A 20,613-nucleotide genomic window follows, 5' to 3' on the forward strand; every position below is an offset into this window, starting at 1 on the left:
ACGTCATACCGAGGCCCAACCGTGTCTTCCATCCCCAGTACACGACCGCGCAAATTCATGCTCGCGTCTGCGGCGCTCACGTCCTTCGCCGTCATCGATATGCCGACCGCCCTGGCGCAACAGGTTCGCGAGCCACTGCCGCCGGTCGAAGTGTCTCCCGCTCAACCCCGCAAACAGGCAAGGCCGGTGAGCCGGGAGGCGCAGAGCGCACGCCGTGCGCCTGCGCGCCGGCCAGCGACCGCATCTGCAGCACCAAAGCCCGTCGCGCCGACCGCCGCGGCAACGACGCCGCTCAACAGCAATGCGGTGGCCGAAAGCGCCTCGCGGCTCGGCCTGACCGTACGGCAGACGCCCGCGACCGTCGAAGTCATCTCGGCCGAGACCATGCGCGAGCAGGGCTATCGCACCGTGTCCGAGGTGGCGCAGGGCGCGGTCGGCGTCACTGCCGGCGACAACCCGGCCGAGCCTGCGGCCTTCTCCATGCGCGGCTTCACCAACAGCCAGATCAACACGCTCTACAACGGCATCAAGATCGGTCCGCAGAACATGACCTCGCGGATCGTCGACACTGCCAATCTGGAGGCGGTGGAATTCCTGAAAGGCCCGGCCTCGCTGATCTCGGGCGAGGGCGCCGCCGGCGGCGCGATCAATTTTGTCACAAAGCAGCCGCATACCGGCGCGATCCGCAATGAGGCGGACTTCTCCTGGGACTCGCTGAACTCGTTTCGCACTCATTACGGCTCGGGCGGCAGCACCAATGTGCAAGGCCTCGACTATCGCTTCGACATCAGCCGCTCCACGCTCAACGGCTTTGCCGACGATACCAACGTCAAGACGTTCGGCACGTCCGGCCAGCTCAATTACCGCGTCTCCGATAGTCTCAAGATCTGGGGCGCGATCGAGTACCGCGAGGATCGCTCGAAAGCCTATTGGGGCGCACCGCTGGTGGCGATGGCCTATAGCGGCGCGCACGCGACGAGCGGCATCGTCTCCGGCAATTACGTCTCGAACTACAACGGAACCAATCTCGGCCCTGTCACCATCGACGACCGCACCTTCAACACCAATTACAACGTGCTCGACAATCGCAACGTGGCGCAGGAGGTCTGGCTGCGGGGCGGCTTCGAGCTAAAGCTGGCGCCTGACCTGACGCTGAAGAGCCAGGCCTATGGCTACGGCGCGGAACGGACCTGGTTCAACAACGAGATCGAGGCGTTCAATTCCACCACCAACCTGGTCGACCGCGAGCGCTTCTATGTCGCGCACAGCCAGCGTCTGGTCGGCAACATCACCGACCTGATCTGGGACTCCAATATTGCAGGCTTCGACAATCGCCTCGTCACGACGGTGTCGTCGAGCTATCTCGATTTCGTCAGGCCCGGCGCGGCCAACTTTCCCGGCGATTCCGTTTCGCTGGTCGATCCCAATCGCGGATTTTACGGACTGCTCACGACGCAGCAGCAGACCGCGCGCATCGACAACGAGGCGCTGTCGTTCGAGGACCGGCTGAAGCTGACGCGCAGCTTTGCGCTGATCGGCGGCCTGCGTGTCGAGCACATCGGTCTCGATCGCAATTCAACCAATTCCGCTGGGCTGGTCAGAGCGGGCTTCCCGTTCACGAAAGACTGGGCCCCGGTAACGGGGCGCATCGGCTACACCTGGGAGGCCATTCCCGGGCTGACCTTCTTCAGCCAGTACGCCACCGGCGCCGACGTCGCAGCCAACAACATCTTCCTGCTGAGCCCGGCCCAACCGCTCGATCTGACCACCGCGCGCACCTATGAGACCGGGGTCAAGCACCTGTTCTGGGATAACAGGGCGGAGTGGTCGTTCTCGGCGTACGACATCCTGCGCAAGAATGTCTATGCCGCGGCCGGCGGCATGCAGCTCAACATCGCCGGGCGGCAGGAATCCAAGGGCGTCGAGCTTGCCGCATCGGTGCGGCCGATCGAGCCGCTGCGGCTGTGGGCCAACATCGCCTATGTCGATGCGCGCTATGCCGACTACAATTTCGTCGGCGGCTCGTTCTCCGGCAACACGCCACCGAACGTACCGCGCATCGTCGCGAATGCCGGCGCGTCGTACCGCTTGTTCACGCCCTGGCCGGTGGAGCTGGGCATCATCGGCCGCCATGTCGGCGACCGTTACAACACGGACGCCAACGTCGTGACGATGAAGGCCTACACGGTCGCAGACGTCTATGCCTTCGTCGATATTCCCAAGACCGTGTTTGGCGCGGCCGATCAGGCCCGCCTGGCCTTCCGCGTGCGCAACATCACCGACAAGCGCTACGCGATCTGGGGCGATCCGTTCTATCCCGATCAGATCCTGCTTGGCGCGCCGCGGACCTATGAGCTCTCGGCGGCATTCAAATGGTGAGGTCGTGAGCGCATGATGAGCGCGATCGTCCTGTTGCACCGCTGGCTCGGGATCGCGTTCTGCCTGCTGTTCGCGATGTGGTTCGCGACCGGCATCGTTATGCACTTCGTTCCGTTCCCGTCGCTGACGGAAGCGGAGCGATTTGACGGACTCGCGCCGCTGGATCGCAACGAGACCAGGATCTCGATCGCAGACGCCGTCGCGGCGAGCGGCATCGCGGATGCCACGCGTGTTCGGCTGATCCAGCGGAGCGATGGCGCGGTCTACATCGTGTCGGGACCATCCCGTTCGCGCGCGATCCATGCTTCCGACGGACGGGATGCATCGGTGACATCAGCCGATGTCGCACTCACTATCCTGCAAGCACATGCGCGTCAGCGCGGGCTCGACGGTGCACGCGTCGCGGTCGTCGCGCGATCGGACTACGATCAATGGAGCGTGCCCAACGGCTTCGATCGCCACAGGCCGCTGTTTCGCGCCGCTCTCGGCGATGCCGCGGGAACGGAACTCTACGTCTCGTCGCTGACCGGCGAGGTCGTCCTCGACACGACGCGCAGCGAGCGCGGCTGGAATCTCGTCGGCAGCGTGCTGCACTGGATCTACCCGACGGTTCTGCGCAGCAATTGGGCGCTATGGGACCGCGTGGTCTGGACCTTGTCGCTGCTGGCCCTGATCGCGGCGGTGCTCGGGACGGTGCTCGGGATCGCGCGGATCAAGCTTCGCAAAGGGCGGATCTCCACGCCTTACCGCGGCTGGCATGCGCTGCATCACCTGATGGGTCTCGCAGCGACGGTGTTCGTGCTGTCCTGGATCTTCAGCGGCTGGCTCTCGATGGATCACGGCCGGCTGTTCTCGCGCGGTCAATTGACCGCTGCCGAAGCCCGTGTCGTCAATGCCACACCGGATTGGACGGCCGCATCGCTCAATCGGCAACCGATATCTCCGTCCGCGCGGGAGGCCGAATGGTTTGGGTTCAACGGCGATGTCTATCGGCGTGATCGAGTTTCTCTCGGCGAGCAGACGTTGATCAGATCAGGGGACTCGCCGCGTGATGGAGGTCTGCCATTTCTGGACGTGCGGGAGGTCGCGGAGTTGACGGCAAGTCTGGCCGCCGGCTGCGCCGCACCATCAGTGCTCGCCGACAACGACGCCTATCCGGTCCAATCCATCATCCCAGGTGCACCGGTCTACCGCTCGCATTGCGGCAATCTCTGGTTTGACATCGACGGCTCCGACGGCCGCATGCTGCAAAGACTGGATCCATCCCGGCGGGCCTACCGCTGGCTCTACAGCGCATTGCACACGCTCGATTTCCCGATCCTGCTGACCCATCCGCGGCTGCGCGACGTCCTGATCGTCGGCCTCTGCGCGCTCGGGCTCGTGTTCTCCGTCACCGGCATCGTCATCGGCTGGCGGCGCTTGCGCTGATCCAATCGCAGCCAAATCCCGCTGGCGAAGGCGGAATTAGTGGCATACCATTTGCAAGCCAATGGGCTCTGGTTTCACCCGCCCTTGGCCAATGATGGCCGACATCACGGCAATAATGGGAGGACTTCATGGATCGCAGGACCGTATTGAAGGGACTGGCTGGCGCGGGCGGTCTGGCATTGACGGGCGGCCTCGCAGCGCCTGCGCTCTCGCAAGGTGCCTCCGCGCGCACGCTGCGATTCGTGCCTCAGGCCAACCTTGCCAATTTCGATCCGATCTGGGGCACCCAATATGTCGTGCGCAATGCCGCCGCGATGGTGTGGGACACGCTCTACGGCATCGATGCGCAACTCCAGCCGCAGCGGCAGATGGTCGAGTCCGAGGAGACCTCCGACGACGGCAAGACCTGGACGTTCAAGCTGCGCCCCGGCCTCAAGTTCCACGACGGCGAGCCGGTGCTGGCCAAGGACGTCGTCGCGAGCCTGTCGCGTTGGGCCGCGCGCGATCCGATGGGCCTGATGATCATCCCGATCCAGCAGGAATTGACCGCCGTCGATGACCGCACCTTCAAATGGGTGCTGAAGCAGCCGTTCCCGAAGATGCTCTACGCGCTGGCGAAGAACAACGCGCCGTGCTCCTTCATCATGCCCGAGCGCATCGCCAAGACCGATCCTTTCAAGCAGATCACCGAATATGTCGGCTCGGGTCCGATGAAGTTCGCCAAGGGCGAGTGGGTCCCGGGCGCCAAGGCCGTGTTCGAGAAGTTCGCCGACTACGTCCCGCGGCAGGAGAAGGCATCCTGGCTCGCCGGCGGCAAGCAGATCATGGTCGACCGCGTGGAATGGATCGTGATGCCGGACCCCGCGACCGCCGCGGCCGCATTGCAGAACGGCGAAGTCGACTGGTGGGAGAACCCGATCGCCGACCTCGTGCCCGTGCTGAAGAAGAACAAGAACATCAGTGTCGATATCGGCGATCCTCTCGGCAATATCGGCTCGTTCCGCATGAACCATCTATTCGCGCCGTTCAACGATGTGCGGGCGCGGCGCGCGGTGCTGATGGCGCTCAGCCAGGAAGACTATATGCGCGCCATCGTCGGTGACGACGACGCATTGTGGAAGTCGCTGCCCGGGTTCTTCACGCCGGGCACGCCACTCTACAGCGAGATGGGCGGCGAGATCCTGAAGGGCAAGCGCGACTTCGACGCCGCCAAAAAGCTGCTGGCCGAGAGCGGCTATGCCGGCCAGCCGGTGACGTGTCTGGTGGCGCAGGACCAGCCGATCACGAAGGCACAAGGCGACGTCACCGCCGACCTGCTGAAGAAGCTCGGCATGAACGTCGATTTCGTCGCCACCGATTGGGGCACGGTCGGCTCGCGTCGCGCCGCCAAGACGCCGCCGGGACAGGGCGGCTGGAACATGTTCCACAGCTGGCATGCCGGCGCCGATTGCATCACGCCTGCCTCCTACACCGCCATTCGCGCCAATGGCGACAAGGCATGGTTCGGCTGGCCCACCAGCGCCGGCGCCGAGAAGGAGGTGGTATCCTGGTTCGAGGCCAAGAGCCTCGATGAGGAAAAGGCCGCGGTCGGCCGCCTCAACAAGGCCGCGCTCGACGACGTCGTCTATGCGCCGACCGGTTTCTTCCTGACCTACACGGCCTGGCGCAAGAACGTTTCGGGTATCACCAAGGGGCCGCTGCCGTTCTTCTGGGGAGTGTCGAAGTCCGCATGATCGCGCGCTGAAGCCATATGCTCTCTTACATCCTCCGTCGCATCGTCGCGACCTTGCCGGTGATGGCGATCGTCGCGTTGTTCGTGTTCAGCCTGCTCTACATCGCGCCGGGTGATCCCGCCGTGGTGATCGCGGGCGACCAGGCTAGCCCGGAGGATGTGGAGCGCATCCGCCAGAGCCTCGGCCTCGATCGTCCGTTCCTGGTCCAGTTCGGCAGCTGGGTCTGGCGCATCCTGCACGGCGATCTCGGCACCTCGATCTTCACCAACCTGCCGGTGTCGGCGATGATCGGCCAGCGGCTGGGACCGACGCTGTCGCTGATGATGATCACGCTGCTGCTGACGATCGTGGTCGCGGTGCCGCTCGGCGTGGTGGCGGCGTGGAAGGCCGGCAGCCTGATCGATCGCGTCATCATGGGCTTTGCCGTGTTCGGCTTCTCGCTGCCCGTCTTCGTCGTCGGCTACATGCTCGCCTACATCTTCGCGCTCGAACTGGAATGGCTGCCGGTGCAGGGCTACACGCCGCTTGCGCAAGGCTTCTGGCCGTGGCTGGAGAACCTGATCCTGCCGGCGATCGCGCTCGGCTGTGTCTATATCGCGCTGGTCGCGCGCATCACCCGCGCGGCCATGCTCGAAGTGTTGCAGCAGGATTATATCCGCACCGCGCGTGCCAAGGGCCTGGGGCAGGGTGGCATCCTGTTCATTCACGCGCTCAAGAACGCGGCGGTGCCGATCGTGACCGTGATCGGCATCGGCATTGCGCTCCTGATCGGCGGCGCGGTGGTCACCGAAAGCGTGTTCGCGATCCCCGGCCTCGGCCGGCTCACGATCGATGCGATCCTGCGCCGCGACTATCCCGTGATCCAGGGCATCGTGCTGCTGTTCAGCTTCGTCTACGTCCTCGTCAATCTGATGATCGACGTCATCTACACGCTTGTTGACCCGAGGATCCGCTATTGACCGATACGACCTTCAATCCGCAATCGCTCCCGGCCGGTCTCGTCGTCGCGCCGCAACTGCCCGAGATCCTCCGGCCGGTCACGATCCGGCGCGGCTTCATCGGGCTCCTGCGTGGCCATCCTACCGTTGCGATCGGTGGCGCGCTGTTGCTGACGTTGGTCCTGATTGCGATCTTCGCGCCTTATCTGGGAACAGTCGATCCGACCGCGCTCGCGCCCGCCAAACGCACGCGGGCGCCGTCGACCGATTTCTGGTTCGGCACCGACGTGCTCGGCCGCGACATCTATTCGCGCGTCCTGTTCGGCGCGCGGGTCTCGCTCACCGTCGGACTGTCAGTTGCCATATTCGCGTCTATCGCGGGCCTCGCCATCGGCATGGTCTCCGGCTTCATCCGCTGGGCCGACGGCATCCTGATGCGTTTCATGGACGGGCTGATGTCGATCCCGCCGATCCTGCTCGCGATCGCGCTGATGGCGTTGACGCGCGGCAGCGTGGGCAACGTCATCCTCGCCATCACCATCGCGGAGATCCCGCGCGTCTCGCGCCTCGTGCGCAGCGTCGTGCTGTCGCTGCGCGAGCAGCCCTATGTGGACGCGGCGGTGGCCTGCGGCACGCGCACGCCCATGATCATCCTGCGCCACATCCTGCCCAACACGGTGGCGCCGATGCTGGTGCAGGCGACCTATATCTGCGCCAGCGCCATGATCACGGAGGCGATCCTGTCCTTCATCGGCGCCGGCACGCCGCCGACCATTCCGTCCTGGGGCAACATCATGGCCGAGGGCCGCGCGCTGTGGCAGGTCAAGCCCTACATCGTGTTCTTCCCGGCGGCGTTCCTGTCAGTCACCGTGCTCGCCGTGAATCTGCTTGGCGACGGCCTACGCGACGCGCTTGATCCGCGCATGGCCAAGAGTCTGTGATGTCGCGAGGCTGACCACGATGGCGCTGCTCGAAGTCGATAACCTCCAGACCCATTTCCGCACTCCCGGCGGCATCAACCGCGCGGTTGACGGCGTGTCCTTCCACGTCAACGAGGGTGAGACGCTGGCCATCGTCGGCGAGTCCGGTTGCGGCAAGTCGGTGACCTCGATGTCGCTGATGCGGCTGATCCCGGAACCGCCGGGCAGGATCGCGGGGACCATCCGCTTTGCGGGCAGGGACCTCCTGCAGCTTTCCGACCGCGAGATGCGCGCCATCCGCGGCAACGATATCTCGATGATCTTTCAGGAGCCGATGACGAGCCTGAATCCGGTCCTCACCGTGGGCCGCCAGATCCGCGAGACCCTGATGATCCATCAGGGCCTCGACAAGCAGGCCGCCGAGGCGCACGCAATCGAGATGCTGACGCTGGTCGGCATTCCGGAGCCGAAGCGGCGGGTGCGAGAATATCCGCATCAGCTCTCCGGCGGCATGCGCCAGCGCGTCATGATCGCCATCGCGCTCGCCTGCAATCCGAAGCTCCTGATCGCGGACGAGCCGACCACCGCGCTCGACGTGACGATCCAGGCGCAGATCCTCAAGCTGATGCTGGACCTCAAGCGCCGGGTCGGCGCGGCCATCATCCTGATCACCCATGATCTCGGTGTCGTCGCCGAGATCGCCGAACGCGTCATGGTGATGTATGCCGGCCGCAAGGTCGAGGAGGCGCCGGTGGCCGAGTTGTTCCGTTCGCCGCGCCATCCCTATACGCAGGGCCTGCTCGGCGCGGTGCCGAAGCTCGGCTCGTCGCTCGCCGGGACGGCGACGCGGCTCGCCGAAATTCCCGGCCAGGTGCCTGACTTGCGCAAGCCCATTATCGGCTGCGTCTTCGCCGGTCGCTGCGCGCTTGCGACCGATCTCTGCCGGCAATATGCGCCAGGGCTGGAGGAGAAGGGGCCCCGTCACATTGCCGCCTGCCACTATGCGGCCAAGGGAGCCGTCGCGGCATGAGTCCTCCGCTGCTCCAGGTCAACGACCTCAAGAAGCATTTTCCGGTCAAGAGCGGCTTGTTCGGTCGCAAGTCCGAATTTGTCTATGCCGTGGACGGGGTTTCGTTCGAGATCGCCCGCGGTGAGACGCTGTCGCTCGTGGGCGAGTCCGGTTGCGGCAAGTCGACGGTCGGCCGCGCCATATTGCGGCTGTTCGACATCACGGCAGGGCAGGTGATCCTCGACGGCCAGCGCATCGACGACGCCGCACCGAGCACGATGCGGCAGATGCGCCGCCGCGTGCAGGTGGTGTTCCAGGATCCGTTCTCGAGCCTCAATCCGCGCATGCGCGTGCGCGACATCCTGGCCGAGCCGATCCGCAATTTCGGCCTCGCCAAATCGGCGGAAGACCTTGAGGTGCGCGTCACCGCGCTGATGGACACCGTCCGTCTGCCGCGCGAGGCGCTGAATCGCCGGCCGCACGAGTTCTCCGGCGGCCAACGCCAGCGCATCGGCATCGCGCGGGCGCTCGCGGCGGAGCCCGAACTGATCGTCTGCGACGAGGCAGTCTCCGCGCTCGACGTCTCGGTCAAGGCGCAGATCGTCAATCTCCTGCAAGATCTCCAGCGCGAGTTCGGCCTCGCGTTGTTGTTCATCAGCCATGATCTTGCGATCGTCGAGCACATGACCCACCGCGTCGCCGTGATGTATCTCGGCAAGATCGTCGAGGTTGCCCCGCGCCGCGAGATCTTTGCGGCGCCGAGGCATCCCTACACCAAGGCGCTGCTCTCCGCAGTGCCGCTCCCCGAGCCCGGTGCCCAGCGCAATCCCATCATCCTCAAGGGCGACGTGCCGAGCCCGATCAATCCGCCGAACGGATGCCGCTTCCACACCCGCTGCCCCTTCGTGTTCGACCGCTGCCGGGTCGAGGAGCCGGTGCTTCGCGCGACCGGAGCCGAGCAGTGGGTGGCCTGTCACCTCGAAGAGGCTGCACCGGCAGCGGCCGGATAGCCGTTGCGCCAGCGCCTGCGGTGACAGGTCTGGAAGCGAGGGACTGACGATCGGGGGATGATGGCATCATGCCCCTGTTTTGCCCGACGTGTCAAAGTCGAGCTGCCCATCTGGCATGCCGCGTGGGCTTTGCACGTGAGAATCTTCACCAGGACGGGGCCGAAAGGCGCGACAGAAATTCCTGAGCAGAAACAACCTCATCCCTACTGTGCATGGGGTTGTTTTCGCCCTCTGATTCGACCGGCCTCAACCCTGCCGGCGCAGGAAGCCCGTGATCGTCACTTTTTCCCAGATTCCCGCTGCGGCAAAGGGATCGGCACGGTTGAAGGTTTCGACCTCATTGCGGCCAGGCGCCTCGATCAGGAACAGGCTGCCGATCATCGTCTGGCCGTCGTCGGAGACGAGCGGGCCCGACATCACGATCTGGACGCCGAAGCGCGAGGTGTCGCTCAGGAAAGCCTTGTGGGCGTCGTAGTTGGCGAGGCGGGTCGGCAGCGCCCCGGCGCGGTCGACGGCGTGAATGGCGAACAGCATGGTGTCTCCGTGTCTTGCTTCAATTGTTGGGACGGCCGCAGGCGCGGCCGTCCGGTTTCGTGATGATCGGTTTATTTCGCGCTGAGCTTGCCAGCGTCCTCGAAGGTCGGGCAGGTGCGCTGCTCCAGCGGCACGTCGAACGGCTGGTAATTGTCCTTGGTGATGACGGTCGGCTTCAACACGATCTCGCTGATGACCGGCTGGTTGCGCAGGGAGCGGATCGCCATCATGGTGCCGAGGCAGCCTTGCGCAAATCCATTGTAGTCGCCGCTCGCGAGCAGCTTGCCGGATTTGATCGCGTCGATCGCCTCCTTGGTACCGTTGATGCCGATCACCTGTGCCTTGCGGTTGGCGCCGTCGAGCGCCTCGATTGCGCCGACTGCCATGGCGTCGTTGGCGGCGAGCACGCCGTCGATCTGCGAATTCGACTGCATCAGGTTCTCCATCACCTGGAGCGCCTGGAGTCGCTGATAGTTGCCGGGCTGCGAGGCCAGCAGCTTGGCGCCGGGAGCCTCCTTCAGGGCGTCGTTGAAGCCGCGGACGCGGTCGACATTGGTCAGCGAGCCCTTGACGCCCTCGATGATGACGATGTTGCCCTTGCCGCCGAGCGTCTTGAGCAGGAAGCGCGCCGTCTCCAGGCCAAGGCTGTAATCGTCGGCGCCGACGAAGGACAGGAACTTGCCGCCGGCCGAACGGTCGGTGATGTTGACCACGGGGATCTTCGCTTCGTTGATCTTCTCGACGCCCGGCACCATCGCCTTGTAGTCGACCGGCGTGAATACGATCGCGCTCGGCTTCTTCACGACGACGTCCTCGATCTGGCTGAGCTGCTCGGGGATCGAGTCCGGCTTGGTCGGGATGTATTGCAGCGTCTTCGCGTTCAGCGTCTTCGCCATGTTGTCGGCACCGACCCGCACCGTCTGGAAGAACGGGTTGGTCTGGTTCTTGGTGAAGACGGCGATGGTCTCGCCGTCGGCACGCGCCTGCGTGGTGAACGCAGCCGCCATCAGCAGCGGCATCGCCATATAGCTCAGTGTCCGTTTCATGTTGCCTCCATCCCTCATTTTGCTTGTTGGATTCGAAGTACTCATTGCGCGCGGCGGCGGGTCTTCATGTCGAGCCAGACCGCGAGAATGACGATGACGCCGGTGACGAGCGGCTGCCAGTTGGCGCTGACCGAAAGCAGGTTCATGCCGTTCAGCACCAGCGTCAGGATCAGCGCGCCGATGAACGTGCCGAACACCGTGCCGACACCACCGAACAGCGAGGTACCGCCGATCAGCACGGCCGCGATTGCTGGCAAGGTCAGGCTCTCGCCGATATCGGCCTCGGCCGAATTGAGCCGCGACAGGAAGATGATCGAGGCCAGTCCCGCCATGGTGCCCGAGACCGCATAGACCAGCAGCAGGCGGCGCGCGACCGGAATGCCGGAAAGCCGCGCCGCGACCGGATTGGCGCCGATCGCATAGATCTCCTGACCCCAAATCGTCCGCTGCGCGAAGAACGTTCCTATGCCGAGGAACACCAGCAGCAGATAGACCGGGATCGGCAGGCCGAACAGATAGCCGCTGCCGATCTGGCGGAAGCCGGCCGGGAAGCCGTGCAGGGTCTCGCCCGCCATGTACCAATAGGTGAGGCCGTTCAGCACCCAGAGCATGCCGTAGGTGGCAATGAAGGAGGGGATGCGGAGCGCCGTGACCATGATGCCGTTGAGCAGGCCAACGATGCCGCCGCAGGCAAGCCCGGTGAGGATGCCGAGGGCGGGCGAGCCGGTCTTGTGGATCACGGTGCCGGCGATGCACGCGGATAGCGCCACGTTGGCGCCGACGGAGAGATCGAGGCCTGCGGTCAGAACCACCAGCGTCAGGCCAGAGGCGATGAAGAAGGTCAGGCTCGCCTGCCGGAGCACGTTGAGGATGTTGCCGAGGCTGAGGAAGGAATCGCTGAGCACGGCAAGCACCGCGCAGATCAGGAGCGCTGCGAGCAGCCGGTAGAACAGCTGGATCGCGTCCTGCGACAGGAAGGAGCGGGGCGGTGCAATGGCGTCCTTGGTGATGTCGGTCATGCGCGGCTCCTGAGGCCGTCGAGGAACAGTGCGAGGATGACGAGCACGCCGACGCTTGCGACCTGCACCGAGGACGGCAGCGAGATCAGGTTCAGTCCGTTGCGCAAGACACCGACGGAGAGGACCCCGAGCAGCGTACCGAGCAGCCAGCCATTGCCGCGCTCGAACGAGGTGCCGCCGACCGCGACGGCCGCGATGGCGTCGAATTCCAGCCCGAGGCCGGCGGTCGGGTGGCCGGAGTTCATCCTCGCGGTCATCAACAGGCCGGCGATGCCGGCCATGGCGCCGCCGATCGCGTAGACGGCGATCAGCAGCTTGTTCGGTGAGAGCCCGGCATAGCGCAGGGCCTCGCGGTTGCCGCCGAGGGCGAAGATGTAGGTGCCGAAGCGGGTGTGATAGAGCAGGCCGTGAAACACCGCATAGGTCACCAGCGCCATCACGATCGGAACGGGGACGCCCAGAAGCGTCGCCGAATAGATGTCACGCACGCTGTGGGGGATGCCGACCACGCTCTGGCCGTCGCTGACGATCAGCGACAGGCCCTGGGCCATGCCGAGTGTGCCGAGCGTCGCGACGAAGGGCGGGATGCCGAGGATGGCGACCAGCCAGCCATTGGCGACTCCGAAGGTCGTGCCGACCAGCAGTCCGACACCCAAGCCCAGCAACATCGAGTTGGTCGCGAGCGACACGATGGCGACGCAAAGGGATGTGAGGGTGAGCACCGCGCCCATCGACAGATCCAGTCCCTCGGTCATGATGATCAGCGTCATCGGCAGCGCAAGCATGGTCAGGATGGTCGACTGCACCAGCACGTTGGAGAGGTTGGCGACCGTAAGGAAGCCGGGTGCTATCACGCCGAACAGCGCGATCAGCAGCACCAGCACCATGGCAACGCCGGGAATGCGTTGCAGCGGATTGGGTTGAGCTACGACCGCGGCTTCACGCATGATGCATCCCCAATCGCACGATGTTCTCCTCGGTCAGTTCGTTGCGTGTCAGGTGTCCGGCGATGCGTCCTTCGCGCATCACATAGGCGCGGTCGCAAACATGGCAGATCTCGACCTGCTCGGACGAGATCATCAAGGCCGCCGCGCCCTCGGCGACGAGGCGGTCGATCAGGGCGAAGATCTCGGACTTGGCGCCGATGTCGATGCCGCGCGTCGGCTCGTCGAAAATGAAGAGCTTCGAGCCGGCCGCCAGCCATTTGCCGATCACGATCTTCTGCTGGTTGCCGCCCGAGAGCAGGCCGACGGTCTGGCGTGCGCTCGGGGTTGCAATGCGCAGTTGCCGGATCAGGCCGTCGGATGTGCGTAGCGCAGCGCGCTGATCGAACAGGCCGCTCGGGAACAGCTTTCGCAGCGCGGACACCACGAGATTGTCGCTGACCGAGCGCAGCAGCGCGAGGCCTTCGCTCTTGCGGTTTTCCGGGATCAGCGCGATGCCGCGGCGGGCGGCGAGATCAGGCTCGCCGGAAATGGCCTTGCCGTCGAAGATGATCTCGCCTGATGTCATGGGATCGGCGCCGAAGATGGCGCGGGCGACCTCGCTGCGGCCGGAGCCGACCAGGCCGCACAGGCCGACGATCTCGCCCCGGCGCACCTCGATGTTGATGTCGGAGATGCCGGTCGATGCGCTCAGGCCCTTGACCTCCAGCAGCACCTCGCCGGGCTTATCGGCAAAACTGCGCGGATAGGTCATGTCGACGTTGCGGCCGACCATCATGCGCACGAGCTGGTCCGGCGTGACGTCGGCGGGGCGGACGCCGTCGATGCGGCGGCCGTCGCGCAGCACGGTGATGCGGTCGCCGAGGGCGAACACCTCGGCCATGCGGTGCGAGATGTAGACGATCGAGACACCGTCCGCCTTCAGCCGCCCGATCAGTGCAAACAGCAGCTCGGTCTCGCGATCGGACAGCGCTGCGGTCGGCTCGTCCATCACCAGGATGCGGGCGTTCTGGCTGATCGCCTTCGCGATCTCGACCATCTGCTGCTGCGCCACGCCGAGCTTGTCGACGGTGGTGGAGGGATCGATCTCGAAGCCGATGGTGTCGAGCACGCGTTTGGCGTCGGCCAATATTTTGCGGCGGTCGATGGTGCCGGGGATGCGGCCCTTCGGCTCGCGCCCTAGGAAAATGTTCTGGGCGATGTCAAGATGCGGGACCAGCGAAAATTCCTGGAAGATCACGGCGATGCCGAGCTTCTGCGCATCCGCGGTGGAGGAGATCGCGACCTTCTCGCCCTTGTGGTAGAACTCGCCGGCGTCGGCGCGGTAGGCGCCGCACAGCACCTTCATCAGGCTCGACTTGCCGGCACCGTTCTCGCCGAGCAGCATGTGGACCTCGCCGGGGTAGACGGCAAAGGATACGTCGTCGAGCGCCTTGACGCCGGGAAACTCCTTGCTGATGCCGCGCAGCTCCAGCAGCGGTGTGGGCGAGGTGACCTCGATCGGAAGCGCGTCGCTCATGACTTGTTGCTCATGTCTTGGCTCCGCTCGCAAAGATCTTGCCGGGGTTCATCAGTCCATTCGGATCGAGCGCGGACTTGATGGACCGCATCACGTCGACGGCCTCGCCGAGTTCGTCAGTGAGATAACCGATCTTGCCGAGACCGATGCCGTGCTCGCCGGTGCAGGTGCCGTCCATGGCAATGGCGCGGGCGACCATGCGGGCCTGCAGCGCCTTGGCGCCTTCGGGCTCCTCGGGCTTTGCCGGATCGATCAGGATCAGCATGTGGAAATTGCCGTCGCCGACATGGCCCACGATCGGTGCCGTAAAGCCGTGATCGTCCGCATCGCGGCGCGTCTCGGTCAGGCATTCCGCGAGCCGCGAGATCGGCACGCAGACATCGGTGATCACGGCGCGCGCGCCGGGCCGTAGGCCAAGGCCCGCATAGAGCGTGTTGTCGCGGGCGTGCCAGAGCCGGCTGCGGTCTTCCGGCGCCTTGGCCCAGGCAAAGCCGTGGCCGTCATGATCGGCGGCGATCGCCTGCGCGGCCTCGGCCTGCTCGGCGACCGAGCTTTCGGAGCCGTGGAATTCGAAGAACAGAGTGGGGGCCTCGCGATAGCCGAGCTTTGCGTAGGCATTGATGCCGCGCATCATGACGTCGTCGAGCAGCTCGATGCGCGCGACGGGGATTGCGGACTGGATCACGGAGATGGCGGTGTCCACGGCGTCGTGCAGCGTGTCGAAGCTGCAGACTGCAGCCGAGATCGCCTGCGGCACGGGGTGGACCTTCAGCGTGATCTCGGTGATGACCCCTAACGTCCCCTCGGCGCCGACGAACATGCGTGTCAGGTCGTAGCCGGCCGCCGACTTGCGCGCGCGCTTCGCGGTCCGGATCACGCGGCCGTCGGCGAGTACCACCTCGAGCGCCATGACGTTGTCCTTCATGGTGCCGTACCGCACCGCCATGGTGCCGGAGGCGCGCGTCGACGTCATGCCGCCGATCGAGGCGTCGGCGCCAGGGTCGATCGGGAAGAACAGGCCGGTGTTGCGCAGCTCCGCATTGAGCTGCTTGCGCGTGATGCCGGGCTGCACCACCACGTCCATGTCGCTGTCGTGCACAGCGAGCACCTTGTTCATGCGCGCGAAGTCGAAGCAGACGCCGCCCGCGACTGCGGCCGCATTGCCTTCGAGCGAGGTGCCGGCGCCGAACGGGACGATCGGCATGCCGGCGCCGGCACACAGCTTCACGATCTCGGCGACCTCCTGCGTGGTCTCAGGGAAAACCACGATATCCGGCGGCAGGTTCTGATAATGCGACTCGCTCTGCCCATGCTGATCCAGCACACCGCGCGCGACGCTCGCGCGCGAACCGATCATGCCGGTGAGGCGCTCGGCCAATATGCCCGTGCTGACCCGCGGTCCCATCCTCAGCTCCCGTCTGCTCCCTGTCGCCGGACTCTTGTTTGGTCCGTCGTTCAGCTTAAGCGGCTCTCGCGTTGCTCGCGAGCTGCTTCAGGCCGAAATCGTAGTTGAGATGAAAATACGCGCTGTCCACCATGCGACCATCCGGCGCACGGCCGGCGGGATGACGGACGAACTCGCGGATCAGGCTGTCCTTGACGCCGAACACCACGTCGCTGTCGAGATATTGGTCGCCCGCAACGAACACGTGCGTCACGAGCTGCTCGAAACCGGGCGCTGAAATCATGAAGTGCACATGGGCCGGGCGCCAGGGATGGCGGCCCTGGGCCTCTAGCATCTCGCCGACCGGGCCGTCATGCGGAATGGGGTAGGCCGCGGGCTTGATCGACCAGAAATGGAAACGGCCATTGGCGTCGGTGTGGAAGCGGGCACGCATCGCGAGATCGCCGATGGCGTCGAGCTGCTGCACGTCGTAATAGCCGTCGTCGTCGGAATGCCAGACGTCGACGATGGCGCCTGCCAGCGGCTTGCCGTCGACGGTCGAGACCGAGCCGGTGACCAGCATTGGATCGCCCTCCATCGGGGCGGAGATGTCAGCGCCGCTGTCCTTCTCCGGTGCCGCCTGGACGAAGAACGGGCCAAGCACCGTGGTCTCGGTCGCCCCTTCCGGCACCGGGTGATTGATTGCGTCGACCAGCATGGAGACGCCAAGCGTGTCCGACAGCAGGATGAACTCCTGGCGCTTGTCGTTGCACATGTGGCCGGTGCGGGTGAGGAAGTCGATGCCGCATTCCCATTCCTTCTGGGTCGGCCGCACCTCGCGGACGAAGGCATGAAGGTGACGCACCAACGCCTCGCTGACCTCTTTGATCCGCGGATCGGTTGCGCCCGCGATCCGCTCCAGCACGGCATCCGTGATCGTGTTCTCATTGAAGTTTCGCATGGAGGCCTCCGTTGATCACAGCTTCGGTTCGCCGAGGCCGGACAGCCGTTCGAGATGCTTGACGGTCGCGATGAAGTCGGTTTCGCCGTCCCCCTGCGCCACCAGCGAGCCATAGGTCTCGCGCACTTGAGCGGCGAGCTGCAGAGGCACGCCGACGGCGTGGCCGGCACCCAGGATCAGGTCGAGATCCTTCGCCATCTGCTTGCAGGAGAAGGTGGACTCGAAATCACGGTTTCGCAGCGGTGCGGTCTTGTACTTCACCATCGGGGACGCCACCGCGCTGTCGTCGAGCACCTTCAAGATGTCCTGCCACGCAATGCCGCCCTTGCGCGCCAGCGCCAGGCTTTCGGCCATCATCGCGGCCGACACCGCGATCATCAAATTGACCGAGAGCTTTGCGTAGCGCGCTTCCTCGGCCGGTCCGAGATAGGTCTGGGCGCGGGTGAAAGCGGCGAACAACGGCTTTGCCTTTTCAAAGGCGTCCTTCGGCCCCGACACGAAGCAGGTCAGCGCCCCCGTATGCACGATGCTGGCATTGCCGGAGACCGGTGAACGTAGATAGGCAATGCCGCGCGCCTGCGCGGCGGCTGCGACCTCGGTGGAAGCGTCGACGCTCACGGTGCTGGTCTCGATGAGGGCAGCACCTGGCGTTATCGCGGCGATGATGCCGGTCGGACCGAGCAGCGCGCCGAGCAAGGCGGCGTCGTCTGGCAAGGAAGTCACGACAGCGGCGTTGCCGCTCACGGCTTCGGCCGGGGACGCGGCAATCGCAATGCCTTGCGCACGTGCCTCGCTGATCCGCGCCGCGCTCTGGTCGAACGCCGTGACGGAAAAACCGGCCTTTGCGACGAGCACTGACATCGGCAGGCCCATCTTGCCAATCCCAATGAAAGCAACCTTCTCTAGAGCGTCAGTCATTGTTGTTGTCCATCGGCGCCGTCAGACAGCGCGTCCTTGTTGTTCGATGTCTTGCACCAGCCGCCGGCCGGATTGCGCCAGCGACTGCTTCTTCGCCTCCAGTCCGTCAACCAGCAGCCGTCCGTTGCGCTTTTTCCAGACGCCGCCGATGATGACAGACTCGATATTGGCAAGGCTCGTCTGCATCACCAGGGTTGCGACCGGATCGTGCACCGGGACAAGGTTGAGATCGGAGGCGTTGATGATGACGAGGTCGGCGAGCTTGCCCGGTGTCAGCGATCCGATCTGGTGCTCGCGGCCGAGCATGCGCGCGCCTTCCGTGGTGATCCAGCGCAGCGCTTCGCGGACGGGGATCGTGGTCGTTGCCGGGATGGTGCCGCTGGTCTTGCGCGACTCCGCATTGTCGAGCGCCCGCTGCATCGAGAGCGCGACGCGGGCGGCGGAGAAGAGGTCGCCCGCCAGCACGGATTCCAGATCAATCCCGATCGTCGGCCGCACGCCGCGCTTCAGGAGGCGACCGGTGATCGGGAAGCCGTGGCCCTGGATCATCTCGTTCTCGGGCGTCACCGAGAAGGACACGCCGAGATCGACCATCCGGTCCAGGAGATCGTCGGGCAGATCGTTGCCGTGAACGATGTTGATGCCGGCGCCGACGAGCCCGGCCTCAATCAGCTTCTCCCAGCCACCTGATGTCTTGGCCGGACCGCCGCCCTGATGCATCGATGCGATCAGCTTGAGCTCGCCCGCCAGGCGGAAATCGTGCATGGCGACGTCGAGCGTCGAATAATGCGGGCCGAGGATGGCAAGCCCCAGCGTGACGAGACCGTCGCGGTCGGCGAGGGGACCTGCGAGCAGCCGTTCGACCTCGCGACGCGGATGCGGCACTTCCGAGAAATGTGGCTCGCCGGGTTTCGGCTCGGGCTTCGGCGAGCCGTGGAAGAAGGCGGCACGGATCCCGCTCTCGATCAGGCCTCGTACGGCGGCGTCGGTATGATCGGGCGTCGGGTTGTTGTGGCACCAGTCAACCAAGGTGGTGGTGCCGCAATTGATCTGGTTCAGCGCGCCGACCAGCGTCGCGATATGGATGTCCTCGGGCCGGAACACGGTCGCAAGCCCGGCATGCATGCGGCGGAAATATTCCAGCAGCGTCCAGTTCGCGGCAAAGCCGCGCAAGCCCGTCTGCCACGTATGCATATGCGCGTTGATGAGGCCGGGGATGACGATGCGTCCCGTGCCATCGATGATCTCGGTGTCGGCTGCGACGTCTATCGATGGGCGCACATCGACGATGCGATTGCCCTCGACCAGCACGTCGCCGGTGTTGAGATCGCCGATCGCGTCATCCATGCTGATGACGGTCGCGGATTTGATCAGCGTGCGCCGCATCGCTTTAAGCCGCAGCTTTGATGGTGACAGGCGGTTCGCCGGCCCAGGCGCGTGCGATCAAGTCGCGAATGGCGTTCCGGTCGAGCGGGCGCGGATTCCAATAGGCTTTGGTAACGGCAAGATCAGCCGCCTTGTCGATGCCGCTCTCGGGCATGCCGACGTCGCGCAGCGCGAGTTTGGCGCCCAGCCGCTTGGCAAGGTCAAAGAGTCCCTGAGATGCATCGGCCGCGCCGATCGCGCGCGAGATGCGCGCCGTCGCTTCGGGCACGGCCGGTGCGTTGTAGGCGAGCGCATGAGGCAGAACGATGGTGTGCGTCTCGGCGTGGGGAAGGTCGAAGGTGCCGCCGAGCGTGTGGCAGAGCTTGTGATGCAGCGCCATGCCGACCGTGCCGAGGCAGACGCCGCACAGCCACGCGCCATAGAGCGCTTCGGTGCGGGCCTCGCGGTCGTCGGCCTTCGCGGCGATCGCGGGCAGGGCCCTTGCGAGCGAGCGGATGCCTTCTTCCGCCATCAGCGAGGTCACGGGATTGTTGTCGCGTGCGTAGAGCGCTTCCACGGCATGGGCGATCGCGTTGATGCCTGACGTCGCGGCCAGACTCGGCGGCAGCGTCAGGGTGAGATCGACATCATAGATCACGGTCTCCGGCAGCACGGCGGCATCGCGCACCGTGGTCTTCAGGCCGTTCTCGGTCTGGCCGACGATCGGGGTCATCTCCGAGCCGGCATAGGTGGTGGGGATGCAGAGCTGGTTGATTCCGGTGCGCAAGGCCAGCGCCTTGCCGAGGCCGGTGGTCGATCCGCCGCCGAGCGAGACGACGCAGTCGGCATCGCACGTTTTCATCGCGGCGAGCGCGCGTTCCGTGACCTCGACCGGCGTGTGCATGGTGGCGCCCGGAAAGATGCCGGCATAGAGCGGGCCGAGCGCTCCGCCCAGGCTCTTCCCCTGCGCCTCCTGTTGCGGTGTCGTCAGCACCAGCGCGCGCTTGCCGCCGAGCCGCTCGACTTCGGCCCTGGCGGAGGCCAGCGTTCCGCTGCCGAACACGACGCGGCAGGGCAGGTTTTCATAGGTGAACGAACCGATCATGCGCCGGTCTCTTTGATGGGATAATCGACCTGGAAGCGTCCGATCCGCAAGTCGCCCAGCGCCTCGCGCACGCGCAGGTGTTCGGGGTGGTTGGCGTAGGCGCTGAGAGCGGCTTGGTCGGTGAATTCGGAGAACAGGACCACGTCGCAGGCGTAGTCGACCGCGCTGACGTCCATGCCGACCTCGATATGGGTGAGGCCGTCGATCCGGCCCTTGAGGCCCTCGAACAGGGTCTTGACCTTGACCCGGGCGGCGGAGCGCTCCTCGGGGGTCTCCCCGCGCAGCCGCCACATCACGATGTGCCTGATCGGGCCCGACATTTCCTGATTTCCTCGCCTGCAATCGTGCTTTGTTGGCGCCATTTTGCCTTGCAGAAATCGGAAATAAAGGCCAAAATTTGT

18 protein-coding genes are annotated in these 20,613 nt (G+C 65.1%); 7 read left to right on the forward strand and 11 right to left on the reverse strand.

The annotated features are described in order from the left end of the window. The first annotated feature begins 57 nt into the window (after positions 1 to 57). The 7 genes from LPJ38_RS19205 (at position 58) to LPJ38_RS19235 (ending at position 9,417) form a co-directional block, all read left to right on the forward strand. On the forward strand, positions 58 to 2,379 hold the full coding sequence (locus LPJ38_RS19205; RefSeq protein WP_167520171.1) for a TonB-dependent receptor: 2,322 nt from the start codon (positions 58 to 60) through the stop codon (positions 2,377 to 2,379). 12 nt (positions 2,380 to 2,391) lie between these two features. Next, positions 2,392 to 3,807: a PepSY domain-containing protein gene (locus LPJ38_RS19210; RefSeq protein WP_145627188.1), complete on the forward strand. Its 1,416-nt coding sequence runs from the start codon at positions 2,392 to 2,394 to the stop codon at positions 3,805 to 3,807. Between the two features lie 128 nt (positions 3,808 to 3,935). Further along, positions 3,936 to 5,540, forward strand: a complete 1,605-nt coding sequence (locus tag LPJ38_RS19215) for an ABC transporter substrate-binding protein (RefSeq protein WP_145627186.1) — start codon at positions 3,936 to 3,938, stop codon at positions 5,538 to 5,540. Between the two features lie 17 nt (positions 5,541 to 5,557). Next, complete coding sequence (locus LPJ38_RS19220) at positions 5,558 to 6,499, forward strand: ABC transporter permease (RefSeq protein WP_145627184.1); 942 nt, start codon at positions 5,558 to 5,560, stop codon at positions 6,497 to 6,499. Then, positions 6,496 to 7,419 (forward strand): ABC transporter permease, encoded by a 924-nt coding sequence (locus LPJ38_RS19225; RefSeq protein ID WP_145627182.1) that lies wholly within the window; start codon positions 6,496 to 6,498, stop codon positions 7,417 to 7,419. Before LPJ38_RS19220 ends, LPJ38_RS19225 begins: the two co-directional genes overlap by 4 nt. A gap of 19 nt (positions 7,420 to 7,438) precedes the next feature. Next, positions 7,439 to 8,428 carry an ABC transporter ATP-binding protein gene (locus tag LPJ38_RS19230; protein WP_145627179.1) on the forward strand — a complete coding sequence of 330 codons (990 nt, stop codon included), beginning with the start codon at positions 7,439 to 7,441 and terminating at the stop codon, positions 8,426 to 8,428. After that, positions 8,425 to 9,417 (forward strand): ABC transporter ATP-binding protein, encoded by a 993-nt coding sequence (locus LPJ38_RS19235; protein WP_145627177.1) that lies wholly within the window; start codon positions 8,425 to 8,427, stop codon positions 9,415 to 9,417. Before LPJ38_RS19230 ends, LPJ38_RS19235 begins: the two co-directional genes overlap by 4 nt. Before the next feature lie 246 nt (positions 9,418 to 9,663). Here LPJ38_RS19235 and LPJ38_RS19240 read toward each other — a convergent pair whose 3' ends face one another. From LPJ38_RS19240 to LPJ38_RS19290, 11 genes are all read right to left on the reverse strand, one after another. After that, entirely contained in the window at positions 9,664 to 9,951 is a 288-nt protein-coding gene (locus LPJ38_RS19240; protein ID WP_145627175.1) for a YciI family protein, read from the reverse strand. Between the two features lie 71 nt (positions 9,952 to 10,022). After that, positions 10,023 to 10,997, reverse strand: a complete 975-nt coding sequence (locus LPJ38_RS19245; protein WP_167520170.1) for a sugar ABC transporter substrate-binding protein — start codon at positions 10,995 to 10,997, stop codon at positions 10,023 to 10,025. A 41-nt stretch (positions 10,998 to 11,038) separates the two neighbouring features. Further along, positions 11,039 to 12,016 carry an ABC transporter permease gene (locus tag LPJ38_RS19250; RefSeq protein WP_145627170.1) on the reverse strand — a complete coding sequence of 326 codons (978 nt, stop codon included), beginning with the start codon at positions 12,014 to 12,016 and terminating at the stop codon, positions 11,039 to 11,041. Then, a complete protein-coding gene (locus tag LPJ38_RS19255) occupies positions 12,013 to 12,963 on the reverse strand; it encodes an ABC transporter permease (protein WP_145627168.1) in 951 nt (316 codons plus the stop codon). The genes LPJ38_RS19250 and LPJ38_RS19255 overlap by 4 nt, the downstream gene beginning before the upstream one ends. Then, positions 12,956 to 14,479: a sugar ABC transporter ATP-binding protein gene (locus tag LPJ38_RS19260; RefSeq protein ID WP_145627163.1), complete on the reverse strand. Its 1,524-nt coding sequence runs from the start codon at positions 14,477 to 14,479 to the stop codon at positions 12,956 to 12,958. The genes LPJ38_RS19255 and LPJ38_RS19260 overlap by 8 nt, the downstream gene beginning before the upstream one ends. A gap of 10 nt (positions 14,480 to 14,489) precedes the next feature. Then, the gene (locus LPJ38_RS19265) at positions 14,490 to 15,884 is read right to left on the reverse strand and encodes an FAD-linked oxidase C-terminal domain-containing protein (RefSeq protein ID WP_145627158.1); all 1,395 of its coding nucleotides are present in this window, start codon (positions 15,882 to 15,884) and stop codon (positions 14,490 to 14,492) included. A 55-nt stretch (positions 15,885 to 15,939) separates the two neighbouring features. Beyond that, a complete protein-coding gene (locus tag LPJ38_RS19270) occupies positions 15,940 to 16,824 on the reverse strand; it encodes an intradiol ring-cleavage dioxygenase (RefSeq protein WP_145627155.1) in 885 nt (294 codons plus the stop codon). Positions 16,825 to 16,839: 15 nt separating this feature from the next. Next, positions 16,840 to 17,742, reverse strand: a complete 903-nt coding sequence (locus LPJ38_RS19275; RefSeq protein ID WP_145627151.1) for an NAD(P)-dependent oxidoreductase — start codon at positions 17,740 to 17,742, stop codon at positions 16,840 to 16,842. 21 nt (positions 17,743 to 17,763) lie between these two features. Then, on the reverse strand, positions 17,764 to 19,128 hold the full coding sequence (locus LPJ38_RS19280; RefSeq protein ID WP_145627149.1) for an amidohydrolase family protein: 1,365 nt from the start codon (positions 19,126 to 19,128) through the stop codon (positions 17,764 to 17,766). A gap of 4 nt (positions 19,129 to 19,132) precedes the next feature. Continuing rightward, complete coding sequence (locus LPJ38_RS19285; protein WP_145627146.1) at positions 19,133 to 20,212, reverse strand: maleylacetate reductase; 1,080 nt, start codon at positions 20,210 to 20,212, stop codon at positions 19,133 to 19,135. Beyond that, positions 20,209 to 20,532, reverse strand: a complete 324-nt coding sequence (locus LPJ38_RS19290; protein ID WP_097659251.1) for a Dabb family protein — start codon at positions 20,530 to 20,532, stop codon at positions 20,209 to 20,211. The genes LPJ38_RS19285 and LPJ38_RS19290 overlap by 4 nt, the downstream gene beginning before the upstream one ends. Positions 20,533 to 20,613: the final 81 nt, after the last annotated feature.

Origin of the sequence: Bradyrhizobium daqingense (genome assembly GCF_021044685.1) — a bacterium.
GTDB lineage: Bacteria > Pseudomonadota > Alphaproteobacteria > Rhizobiales > Xanthobacteraceae > Bradyrhizobium > Bradyrhizobium daqingense.